The sequence below is a fragment of the Prevotella micans F0438 genome (genome assembly GCF_000243035.1).
GTDB lineage: Bacteria > Bacteroidota > Bacteroidia > Bacteroidales > Bacteroidaceae > Prevotella > Prevotella micans.
In genome coordinates this window covers 342171-354457 of record NZ_JH594523.1, presented here as the reverse complement: position 1 = coordinate 354457, position 12287 = coordinate 342171, and the positions used below count along the sequence as shown (strand labels likewise).

The following is a 12287-nucleotide window of genomic DNA, read 5'->3' as shown; positions in this document are numbered from 1 at the left end:
GTTCTCTTTTTTGCCTAATCGAAATGGACTAATTACTTTTGCCGCCATGAGTAATCGGTTCTCCTTTTATTATAGTAACACAGCAGCGCGAGAGAAAGTCACTTCTTCCGTGTTTTTTTAACGTTATATTCTTGGCGGACTCCAGAAAAGTAAGCTAACACACACACACACACACACACACACACACACACACACACACACACAGCCTATTAGCTAGCTTTTTTATACGCGCGCGCGTAGAGCGTTGCACACCCAGTATACACGGGGATTCCGAGAGGATTCTTCGTGCAGTTTTTCGTGCCATTGGGGGAACCGATATAAGGGAAAATAAGGACCAATTTTCCCGACAAAATCCGCACGATTTTCGGGAGGTGAAACGCCGTGTCTCCACAAATATAAATCCACACTCGGCCTATCGGCCGCATGTAGGGACAGACCCCGTGTCTGTCCACCTCACTTCGGTTCTACGAACCGAAGCAATATATTGGTCGAAAAGTCCAAGCGATTGCGTATTTATCCCAGCCTGGCGGCCGACGGGTGCGGACAGACACGGGGTCTGTCCCTACATGCGGCCGATAGGCCGAATTGGCGCAAGTTGGTTTATGGATATTATATCATTCTTTTCGATTATCACCCCTTGCCACAACTACAAATAATGTAATCACGAAATAATAAGTATCAGTATGAACAAAAAGCATTTTTACGAGCCTCCCAAGAGTGAGGCAATCGAACTCGAGAACGAACAATTCGTATGCGTATCAGTCCGCCCCAACGGCGGTAATCCCTCAAGCACCGACCCGTGGGATGAGAAGAACCACGAGGGCGGCACCGCATTCTTCGGCGACGAGAGTAACGTTGCACCGACGAAGGAAAGCATATGGGAAGACGAAGATTAAGTAAACTTAAGAAAGGAAACAGACACAATGAAGACAAAAATCATTCTAAGCGCTGCACTGTTGGCATTGATGACCGCCTGCAGCAGTAACGATAACGCAAAGACCGACAACGATAACAAGGGCAAGGTAGACATCGCCCAGGGCATCGAGTTCAAGGTAAACGTTAAGGATTTCAATGCCGAAAAAGAATATGCCGGCACCCGCGCCGCGCAGAAACCCGACATCATCAGTCGCAAGACCGTAGACTTGGGCAACAACCTGCTGGCCGAAGTAACCGTGCAGCGCGACACCACCAAAACCCAGCGCCCCGCTACTGCCACCCGTGCCTTAGACAACGACACCTACACGATGCTTGTGTTCAAAGGCTCCTTCCCCTCCTACACCCTCGAAGCCCAATGCACAGGCACGTTGAAAGACGGCAAGTTCACCCCCGGTACACGCGTATACCTCGATCCGGGCAAATACATCTTCGTGTTGCACAACAGCCGACTGACCAAAGTCACCACCTCGTATGGTACACCCGGCCTGAAGCTCACCCGCGAGAATGCCGACAAGGCACTGATCGGTCAGACCGAATATACCGTGACTGCCACCCCCGACCCGCAGTATGTAGATTTCGAGATGAGCCACGTAGGCTGCCGCATGCGCATCAAGCTCACCGGCTGGATGCCTATTCAAGCCTCCACCACTGCTAGCCTGCAAGCTTACAACACCAATTTGCTGCCTAAGGATTGCACCTTTGAACTGCCCTACGGTGGCGATAAGTTGAACGATGGCGAACTGAATCCTCTCAACGAACCCCTCACCTTCCCCGCCAGTGCCACAACCCCCGATGCCAACGGCACCTACACCACCCAGAGTAACGAGTACCTCTACTTCGTGCCCGGTACCGACATGGAAGGTTTCAAACTCACGTTTACCGGCGGGCAGATCTATAAGAAGAATATGGCTGGTGTCAGTGTTAACCTTATCAGTCTCGTCGATCCCGACATCCACTCAGCCCACGTCATGGACATCAACGAGTCGTATTTAGTAAACATCAACCTGAAGTACAACTTCCTCTACCTGATGAGCGACGGTACCACCGACTTCATCAACTCCACCCAATACACCGCCCTGCGCGCTAGCGATGGCAAAACGAAACGCTACGTCGATAAGCAAGGTAACCCGCTCGCTACCCCCAAAGTGCCCATCGCCGTAGTGGCGAGCCAAAGTAAAGGAATTGCCATAGCACTGAAAGATGCCAATGGGGGAAATACCTGTGAATGGGATAACAGAGTGGTATGGAATAAACAAGTGAACTATAAGATGTTCAACTCTGTACCCACGACAGATATGTTTAACGACATGGAAGGTTATAAATATTCCTGGGAAATCAGCGGAAGTTCCGACGGAATGGTCAATGCTTTAGATGTTATGGCCTATTGGCGTGCTGGAGAGTATTTGCCCGGCGTAAGTTTAACCGGAAGTCTCACGGGTAAGAAATGGCATTTGCCCAGTATTGGCGAATGGAAGTATGTTTATACCGCCTTATCATTAGGCGATGCTTCATTATTAACGGCCTATTTCATCAATCATCCATGGAATAAGCCTATGCCCGATTTGGCTTTCACACAAGTGGGTGGCACGGCATTGGCGAATGGAACTTATTGGTCTAGCACCGAATACAGCACTAGTCATGCTGGCGTAGTATCCTTTATTGACAGTCCGGTTAAGAATAGCCTTTGGTGGACAACATATGCAAAGAACACCCAAGCAAACGTTCGCCCATTTATAAAATATCAATAAAGAACAAAATGGAATTTAATAGTAAGGCAACCCCCAATATATTCCTCCCTCGGAAAGCGCTTTCCGAGAGCTCTTGAAATTGCATACGTGTGCGCATAAATTTCTTTACGTATGCGCGCAAAATTCCACACGTATAGAAATTTATCGGGATACGTAAGAAAATTTACGGGGATACGTAAAGAAATTTACGGGGATACGTAAAGAAATTTATGCGCATACGTATGCGTTTTCCAGAGAAAATGAGAATCGCCCTAAAACAAGGCGTTTCGACCATTTCCGAAACCTTAAAAAACAGTCCTCGGGCTGCGAAATAAAATACATCAATTTAAATTTTAAAATCATGAAGATTAGATTAATTGAGCGGGCTAATCCGCAAGACAGAACAAAGAAGAAGATCTACGCCAACCCAGTGAACGCCGGACACAAGACACTACACGAAATCGCGGCCGACATTTCCGGGCGCTCGTCGCTCACGCGTGGTGATGTGGAAAACGTGCTGTCAAACTTCGTAGACCGTCTACCGGGGTATCTGAGAGACGGTTTCAGTGTTCAACTCGGCGAATTCGCCACGATGCGCCTCGGCCTTAGCAGCAAGGGAGCGGTGGATGAAAAGTCGTTCGACACTGAAACAATCAAGCCGCACGTGATTCTCACTCCCAGCGTAGATTTCAAGGAACAACTGCGCAACATCTCCTACGAACGCGAAGTGAAGAAGAAGAAACCATAACTTCTCATTTCTCTGAACAATGCGACGGCGCAAGCAAACTAATTGCTCGCGCCGTTTTTTCATACCAACACATTAAGTTATCTTTGCCTGTGAGCTTTTCCAGCAAACATATAAACCAACTTAAACCGAAATTCATTAACAATCTAATTACAAAAATTATGAGAAAAAAGAACCTCTCCCCCACCCCACGTCCCCTCGCCCTCATACTCCTTTTGTGGAGCACGCTGTTTGCATCAAACTTGTCGGCCCAAGTAATTCAGCCCGAACAAGCAGAAGTACAGAAACCAGAATCTTCACAAGAGATTCCTAAAAGAAGCAAAAACAACTTTATGGGCTCCGTCTCCTACAACAGAATCGGAGTAGATTTAAATTCTTCGAGCACATTCCCCAATGGCGAATATGCCGTGCCGTTAATGGGCCCAACTGTCCAATTAGGAACAAATATTAAAAATGAAAAAGGCGAACCGATATGGTTTATTGTAGAATTGGGCATGGCAAAAAATCAAGACAACACTACCAAAACACATCTTAAATCAGTCACTATCCTGAATATAGGCTACGAATATCCCGTACTCTATATCCTAGACGGAAAACAAGTCCAGCTAACATTAGATTACGGATTATTTGCCTCGATGTGCAGTTTGAGAGGAACCGATTCAAACAGTCTAAGCAAATGGGGCCTAGCTGCAAGAAGTATCCTGGCCTTTCGACAAAAATCACAGAAAGGAGTCAGCTTCGGTGTGAAGTTATATAATTTACTGGGAAGATATTTCGGCAAGAATAAAGTCGATAGCCCATTACGTTTTTCGTATACCAACGAGTTCGGCATAGGCGCAATGATTTATTTCTAGCTCGTTTAGCTATATTACGCAATACACAAAAGCCTCGGAGAGAGAAGTTCCCTCCGAGGTCTTTTTTTAGTAATTATGCCGTTTCTCAATCGTCAGCGTATAAACAAAGTACCACAGCCCACCAGGCTGCGAAAAGAGCCTTATCGGGAAAAAAGATTTACTTTTGCCCGAAATTCACCGAAATCATACACATAACTATCACATGACAGAAAATAACGTGAGAGTACGCTTCGCACCTAGTCCAACCGGCCCTTTACACATAGGCGGCGTGCGCACCGCACTCTATAACTATCTCTTCGCCCGACAGAACGGAGGCAAATTCGTCTTCCGCATCGAAGATACCGACTCCAACCGATTCGTGCCGGGAGCTGAAGAATATATCGCCGAATCGTTTAAATGGCTCGGAATAAAATTCGACGAAGGCGTAGGCATAGGCGGAGAATACGGCCCATACAGACAAAGCGAACGCCGACATATATATAAGGAATACGTTGACCAGCTGCTTTCGGAAGGAAAAGCTTACATCGCCTTCGACACACCCCAGGAACTGGAAGCTAAACGCAATGAAATAGAAAACTTCCAATACGACGCACACACACGTATGCAAATGCGAAACTCGCTGACAATGTCGAAACAGGAAACCGATGCGCTTATTGAAGACGGACAGCAATATGTCGTTCGGTTCAAAATCGAACCAGGGCTAGACGTACATGTGAACGACATCATTCGCGGCGACGTATGCGTGAAGAGCAATATACTCGACGACAAGGTACTCTATAAAAGCGCCGACGAACTGCCAACCTATCATTTGGCTAATATCGTCGACGACCATCTAATGAAAATATCGCATGTGATTCGCGGTGAAGAATGGTTACCTAGCGCCCCTCTGCATGTGCTTCTCTATAAGGCTTTCGGATGGGAAGAATCCATGCCGCAGTTTGCCCACTTACCGCTGCTGCTGAAACCCGAAGGGAAAGGAAAATTGAGCAAACGTGACGGCGACCGACTCGGCTTCCCCGTGTTTCCGCTAGAATGGCACGACCCGAAAACCGAAGAAGTTAGTTCAGGCTATCGCGAAAGCGGATATTTCCCCGAAGCTGTTGTAAACTTCCTAGCTTTGTTGGGATGGAATCCAGGCACAGAGCAGGAACTATTTTCGCTCGAAGAGCTCGTCAAGGCATTCGATATTGCCAAATGCTCGAAAAGTGGCGCCAAGTTCGATTATCAAAAAGGAATGTGGTTCAACCACGAATATATTCTCCGCAAAACCGACGACGAAATAGCTCATCTTTTCGCTCCGATTGTTGCAAATAACGGCGTGGATGTTCCGATGGAACGGGTGAATACGGTTGTACATCTGATGAAAGACCGCGTTTCGTTCGTCAAAGAACTATGGGATTTGTGCTCGTTCTTCTTCATCGCCCCAACAAAATACGACGAGAAAACCGTGAAGAAACGCTGGAAAGAATATTCCGCCCAGCAAATGACCGAACTTTCACAGATACTGGCCGATATAACCGACTTTTCTGTCGAAGGGCAAGAACCTATCGTAATGAAATGGGTCGAGAGCAAGGAATATAAACTAGGCGATATCATGAACGCCTTCCGCCTCGCACTTGTCGGCGAGGGCAAAGGTCCGGGTATGTTCGACATATCAGCTTTTCTCGGAAAAGAAGAAACGCTTCGCCGACTACATAAGGCAATCGAAACACTTGGATAATTAAACCGCCGAAAGATGTATAACGCCATAATGTATGCCATGCAGCTGAGCATCGCTGTGTATAGCCTTTTCAACGAAAAGGTGAGAAGAATGCGCAAAGGCGAACGCGAAGCTTTCAGCGTTCTTCGCGAAAAAACGGACCCAGAAGCAAAATACATTTGGTTTCATGCCGCATCGTTGGGTGAATTCGAGCAGGGCCGGCCGCTCATTGAACAAATCAGAAAGGATTATCCGGAGTATAAAATTCTACTTACATTCTTCTCGCCATCCGGCTATGAAGTACGGAAAAACTATTCCGGCGCCGATATCATAACCTATCTACCGATAGATACTGTAAGCAATGCACGCCGATTCCTGCGCACTATAAGACCAGAGATGGCATTCTTTATCAAGTACGAATTCTGGTACAACTACCTCCACATTCTTCGTCATCGTGGCGTACCGGTCTATAGCGTGTCGAGCATCTTCCGCCCGGAACAGATATTCTTCAAATGGTATGGATGGGAATACGGGCACGTTCTGAAATGCTTTTCGCGTTTCTTTGTACAAAACGAAGAGAGCAAGCAACTTCTCGGGAAGATTGGAATAACCGACGTACTAGTAGTGGGCGATACACGCTTCGACCGAGTTCTGCAAATAAAAGAGATTAGCCAAGCACTGCCCATTATCGAAAGTTTCGCTAATGGAGCGAAAGTGTTCGTCGTAGGATCGTCCTGGCTGCCCGACGAGGAAATAATCCTTCAATATTTCAACAACTGTAGCGACTGGAAAATAATCCTTGCACCTCATCTCATTGACGAGGGACATCTAAGTCAAATTACCAACTTGCTGGGCAACCGACGCACCGTTCGCTATACACAAACCAATGAGCAAGCAGCTCGGGAGGCTGAAGTATTGATAGTCGACTGCTTCGGACTCCTCTCGTCAATCTACAAATATGGGGACATAGCCTATGTCGGAGGCGGTTTCGGTGCAGGAATACACAATCTTCTCGAAGCCGCCGTATGGGGACTACCTGTGATTTTCGGACCAAACAACGCGCGTTTCGCCGAAGCTAAAGGACTCGTCGAAGCCGGTGGCGGATTCGAAATCTACAATTACGACAGCTTTGCACAGACCATAGATTCTCTTTTAGCCGACGAAAGTTTTCTGGCCCAAAGCTCCGAAGCCGCTAAGCGTTATGTAAGCCAGCAGTCGGGAGCAACAAGAAAGGTATTATCAAACATACAGCTATGAAGTATCAAATAACATGCGACAATTGTGGCACCCAGTTTATCGTTGATGCTGGCGAAGGACAAACTATAGAATGCAACTGTCCGCATTGCCACAGCATCATGGAAGTAACACTACCGCTCGTCAGCGGCAATACGCAAAGCGAAGAACGGCAATCGTTCAATCCCCCAAACGGGAACTCGACGCAAGGAATACCCGAACAGAAGCCCGACCGCACAGTGCTCTGGGGCATTATCATCGGTCTGCTCGTAGTAGTCGTTGGTGCCTTGGCTTATTTCGCTCTGCGCCCATCCGAAATTCCTTCTGAAGAACCGAAAACACCAGAAGTAACCGACACCATACCCTACGAAACACCAACTAAACAGGTAGTAACGCCGCAAATCGACACTGTCAAAACAGCTCCTGTAAAGAAAGAAATTGTGGAAGAAGAACAGAAAAAACAACAACACAACAGGCAAGAAAATGACTCCACAGACATTTACTCAGACGTGGACATAACAGAATAAGTTTAACACAAAATTATAACAAAGATGAAAAAGATTTTTTTAGCAATGATGGCTTTCGCTGCCATGACATTCAGTCTAACTTCGTGCGACAACAACAACGAGATTAAACTCCCTCTATTCAATGAGCAACTCGTGAAAGGAACATGGAAAATAACACGTATCGACACCGTCGAAATAAACGAATGGAATAAGGAAAAACTGCAAGGCAAATTGATTCCGACAAACAATTTCAAAGTAGATTTCAAAGATGGAGCGTATAAGTTCTACGACGATAACAAAACTCATCAAGAAGGCATTTACAAGTTTGCCGGCGACCGGGTTTATCGTTTCTATCTTTCGCACGGAACGTATACCGATACCTTGTACTACCTCTCGTCTACAAACAACACGCTACGATTGCAACGCAAATTCAGCGGCACTCTCTTGCGTGTGAATTATAACTTAGAGAAATAATTGTTACGTCGAAAAGCCCGAACTCCAATTCAGAGTTCGGACTTTTCATAAAGAATAAACAACCTATGGGAAAGATAATCTTAACTGGTGACCGCCCCACCGGAAAGCTGCACCTCGGACATTATGTGGGCTCGCTACGCCGCCGAGTGGAACTCCAGAACAACGGAAACTACGACAAGATGTTTGTCTTCATGGCCGACGTGCAAGCACTCACCGATAACGCCGAAAATCCCGAGAAAATCAGGCAGAACATCATCGAGGTTGCACTCGACTATCTATCAGTGGGCCTTGACCCCGAACAATGCACGCTCTATATTCAGAGCCGGATTCCCGAACTGGCCGAACTCACAACCTATCTGATGAATCTCGTAAGCGTAAGCCGCGTGCAACGTAATCCCACAGTGAAAACCGAAATAAAGATGCGAAACTTCGAAGCCAATATTCCACTTGGCTTCTTTGCATATCCGGTTTCGCAGGCAGCCGACATCGTAGCTTTCAAGGCAACCACTATTCCTGTAGGCGAAGACCAGGAACCGATGATTGAACTCACCCGCGAACTCGTCCGCCGATTCAATCAAACCTATTCTCCCGTACTTGTAGAACCTGAAATTATGCTACCAGAAAACGCCACAGCACGCCGTCTTCCAGGAACCGACGGGCGTGAAAAGATGAGCAAAAGTCTCGGCAACTGCATCTATCTTTCCGACGATGCCGATATAGTTTGGAACAAGGTTAAAGGAATGTATACAGACCCCAAGCACATAAACGTTACTGACCCTGGACACGTTGAGGGCAATGCCGTATTCACTTATCTCGACGCCTTTGCCACCGATGAAGACTTTTCCCAGTTCTGGCCCGAATTTACTTCACTCCACGAGCTCAAAGCTGCCTACGCAGCTGGAGGGATAGGCGATATGAAATGCAAGAAACTCCTCAATAGCGTACTCAACAAAATACTAGAACCTATCCGCGCCCGTCGCCATGAGTTCGAACAGGACATTCCTGAGATTTATAATATCTTGCGTAAAGGCTCTGTAACCGCCCGCGAAACCGCCACCCAAACAATGGACGAAATTCGTACAGCCATGCAAATAAACTATTTCGACGACGCCAAACTTATTCAAACCCAAGCCGAAATGTATCAGAAGAAATAATTCCATTCCTAACTGGATGTAATAAAGACGAAAACGAACCCGTGCAGCGCCCCGATGGCAAAATTGAACTTAGCGCCGCATCATTTACATTGAGTGAAATGAATTTCAACGACGACATACTGCTTTCGCGCACGGCAAGATCTGTAGCAAAGAAATCGATTAAACTTAGCGACGGTATAGATGCTCTCCTAACCATTGAACAGGAGGTATTTCCCGAAATCCAATCGCCTTCAACACGCGCCGAGATGCCAAACCAGCACTATACCATCTATGTGGTTAAGAACAGTCAGCGTATTCCTGGAGCAATAATGAAAGGTACCGTCAGTGGAAGCGGTGCAAGTAAGAAATTCCAACCGGACGCTAGCTCGGCGCAAAAACTCATTCTCGAACCGGGAACCTACACGTTTGTTTGTTACAACGACGCTGTCGCCGACGACGGAACAAACCTCACCGTAACAGTAGCGAACGCTCAGACAGCCTTAATCGGAATAACCCAAACCACTATCAGTGGCAATCAATATGCAGTGCATTTCACGATGAAGCATCAAGCCGCTCGAGTGCGATTCGAAGCAGATGCTTACTGGGAATTCTCAGGGGTCTCTGCGCAAGCAAGCATAACAGGTATGCCTAGCAGCATAACATACAATCTAGAAAACGGAACACAACAAAACGGCTCGCTACAGAACGTCACGACACCTACTTTTTCATTCCCAAACACCAACCCAAATACATTCCCATATAAAGGCGAGTCAACATCAGGCTTTATTTATGTGATGCCAGGAACCAATGGCAATAACATAAAACTAAAATTCAATAACGGTAGTATATATCGCAAAAATCTCTCATCGGCAGCGGCCCTAAATATGAAGAACTTTCCGACAACTGAGCTCAAAGCCAACGAATCCTACACGGTGAAACTTAGGCTCTACTACTCCTACTCTTATCTCTTCCACGACGGGACAACCTCCTCTCTTGCCGATGGTCTTGCTGCAGGTAAAAAACCTATCGGAGCCGTTATTCCCGGAAACAAGGCCATGGCTCTGAGAAGTGTAGGAAGTGCAAAATGGGCCAACAGTGAAGGACAATTCCATAATGCCGGACACAGTGAAAACTTCTCCGACCACAAAAGCATTCTATGGGGATATGAAATCACCTACGACGCTGCACAAAGCACCGACCATTCTACAATCAAGGCCAACCAATCAACCATATTTCCAGCCTTCTACATTGCCGCACATTATAATCCTGGAGTGACATTGACAGGTCCTAATCTTAGTAAATGGTTCCTTCCCGCCTTAGGAGAAGTACTCGATGCCTACGCAGGGATAGGTAAGTTTAATAAGAGCCAAGCGAATAACTGGGGAGATTTCAATTCAGGATGGGATGGTAAAATCTATCGAACTGTGTTCGTTCAGGCTGGTGGAACAGAAACCCTGGGCGAATGGATTTGGACATCTGGAGAATATAATAAAACGCATGCTATGAACACTGGATGCACTATGAGCTACATCCGCCTAAGTTCTTTCAATAAGAGTATACCTTCAAATTTTGTTCGTCCATTCATCAAATTCTAGTTATTTCATCCGAATTACTAGAGTTGTGGTATCTCCTAGCTATCGAACCTCAAGAGTCTATCTCATCTCTTGAGGTTCGATTTTTTCCGATATAGTCGCCCTTTAAAAAGGAGTTATTTCAAAAATTTATCAACAATTACGCTCCTTTTTAAAGGACGACTACATAATACCTCTAGAGAACTTTGATAATTGAGGGGAGTAATTGATTCATCTAGACAAATAGAGATTCGAATATGTTGATTCGAACCTCTACTCTGCCCTATCGATAAATCTCAACACATATGGCGTCTGAATCTCATATAAAAAATCTGCGAGCGGTGTAAAAATCTAACCAAACTCGCATAGATTATGTTCTTATTTATCTATTGGGATAAACGATTCAAGCTTCCTTCTTAAAGAGTAAGGCACTCGTTTTCCGTAACCCATGCGCAGTAAGACGGTGGGATACTCGTTTACGATACCGAGCGATTTTGCCATCTCGAATGATATTTCACGTTCCTCGTTGGGCTGATTCAGGTAGGCATTTGCTATTCCCATCTGCGTTGATACGAGAAGAATTCGCTCAAGTATGCGACCAAGATTAATCCATTGCTTGACGGTGTTTTCGGAAGTTGTTAGTAGAACCAGATGAGACGATGACACTATCTTCTTCCGGTCGGCCTTATTCTGCGAATATTCATTTATGGACCCTGAAATAACGGCCTTAGCAATAAACATCGGAACATTTGGCGCACCGAAAACAGCATAGCTCAGTCCGTCATACATTTGATCCTGATGTTTCTTGTTGTAGCGCATCCACAATCTTAATTCTTGTTTAAAATCGGGATTATTCATCTGTCGACTGTTCCCTTGATAAACATTTTCGGCAATGGTTTTAAACTCGCGGGTTCCATTTTTGAAGAAATGAACTCCGATGCCCGGTTGTGAAGAAATGTTGTTTAAGATGGTGATGTTTTCCGCAGGAATTATCCGCCCATTAAATACGCTTCGATTGGTTTGCCGCAGTTCTATTTGTGGAAATAAATCTTCGGGGGTTATGTTCTCCTGTTTCAAGAGTTTGATTTTCACAATTCCATCGGCCGTTACTGTCATGGCGGTTGCATATCCCTTGTGCGTGGCGGCTATACAGAGGTTTTCGGCTGCACAACCGAGACTAACAAAGAGTTCTCTGTTATCGGGGTCGACAACCGGGAGAGCTTTTGTCGTATCGGGATATATAGCTATTTCTGAATCGCCGATTTTGAATAGCCATGGTTGCGTGTTATGCCCGGAAGGGGCTTTGATTGCCTGTTCAATCATGAACAGATAATCAATTCTTTGTTCTGAAAGTTCACTCATAATTTCGATTCGTTTGTTTGGTGTGACAGGCTAAAAAATAGCCTTGC

At 46.0% G+C, this 12287-nt stretch carries 11 protein-coding genes; 10 read left to right on the top strand and 1 reads right to left on the bottom strand.

Annotated elements, in window-relative coordinates; translation table 11 throughout:
* Window positions 1-683: 683 nt before the first annotated feature.
* The 10 genes from HMPREF9140_RS09290 (at window position 684) to HMPREF9140_RS09245 (ending at window position 10902) form a co-directional block, all read left to right on the top strand.
* Window positions 684-896 carry a hypothetical protein gene (locus HMPREF9140_RS09290; protein ID WP_006953529.1) on the top strand — a complete coding sequence of 71 codons (213 nt, stop codon included), beginning with the start codon at window positions 684-686 and terminating at the stop codon, window positions 894-896.
* A gap of 27 nt (window positions 897-923) precedes the next feature.
* Window positions 924-2684 carry a hypothetical protein gene (locus HMPREF9140_RS09285; RefSeq protein ID WP_006953528.1) on the top strand — a complete coding sequence of 587 codons (1761 nt, stop codon included), beginning with the start codon at window positions 924-926 and terminating at the stop codon, window positions 2682-2684.
* Window positions 2685-3024: 340 nt separating this feature from the next.
* Window positions 3025-3411, top strand: coding sequence for an HU family DNA-binding protein (locus tag HMPREF9140_RS09280; RefSeq protein WP_006953525.1), 387 nt, complete (start codon window positions 3025-3027; stop codon window positions 3409-3411).
* A 158-nt stretch (window positions 3412-3569) separates the two neighbouring features.
* Window positions 3570-4262, top strand: coding sequence for a hypothetical protein (locus HMPREF9140_RS09275; RefSeq protein ID WP_006953522.1), 693 nt, complete (start codon window positions 3570-3572; stop codon window positions 4260-4262).
* Between the two features lie 202 nt (window positions 4263-4464).
* Window positions 4465-5982, top strand: coding sequence for a glutamate--tRNA ligase (gene gltX, locus HMPREF9140_RS09270; RefSeq protein WP_006953520.1), 1518 nt, complete (start codon window positions 4465-4467; stop codon window positions 5980-5982).
* A 15-nt stretch (window positions 5983-5997) separates the two neighbouring features.
* The gene (locus HMPREF9140_RS09265) at window positions 5998-7218 is read left to right on the top strand and encodes a 3-deoxy-D-manno-octulosonic acid transferase (RefSeq protein ID WP_006953518.1); all 1221 of its coding nucleotides are present in this window, start codon (window positions 5998-6000) and stop codon (window positions 7216-7218) included.
* On the top strand, window positions 7215-7721 hold the full coding sequence (locus HMPREF9140_RS09260) for a hypothetical protein (RefSeq protein ID WP_006953517.1): 507 nt from the start codon (window positions 7215-7217) through the stop codon (window positions 7719-7721). The genes HMPREF9140_RS09265 and HMPREF9140_RS09260 overlap by 4 nt, the downstream gene beginning before the upstream one ends.
* Window positions 7722-7745: 24 nt before the next feature.
* Window positions 7746-8174: a hypothetical protein gene (locus HMPREF9140_RS09255; RefSeq protein WP_006953515.1), complete on the top strand. Its 429-nt coding sequence runs from the start codon at window positions 7746-7748 to the stop codon at window positions 8172-8174.
* A 65-nt stretch (window positions 8175-8239) separates the two neighbouring features.
* Window positions 8240-9328 (top strand): tryptophan--tRNA ligase, encoded by a 1089-nt coding sequence (trpS, locus tag HMPREF9140_RS09250; RefSeq protein ID WP_006953514.1) that lies wholly within the window; start codon window positions 8240-8242, stop codon window positions 9326-9328.
* A gap of 98 nt (window positions 9329-9426) precedes the next feature.
* The gene (locus HMPREF9140_RS09245) at window positions 9427-10902 is read left to right on the top strand and encodes a fimbrillin family protein (protein WP_018572316.1); all 1476 of its coding nucleotides are present in this window, start codon (window positions 9427-9429) and stop codon (window positions 10900-10902) included.
* A gap of 354 nt (window positions 10903-11256) precedes the next feature.
* Here the strand turns inward: HMPREF9140_RS09245 and HMPREF9140_RS09240 are convergent, their stop codons facing one another.
* Window positions 11257-12240, bottom strand: a complete 984-nt coding sequence (locus HMPREF9140_RS09240; protein WP_006953510.1) for an Acg family FMN-binding oxidoreductase — start codon at window positions 12238-12240, stop codon at window positions 11257-11259.
* Between the last annotated feature and the right edge of the window lie 47 nt (window positions 12241-12287).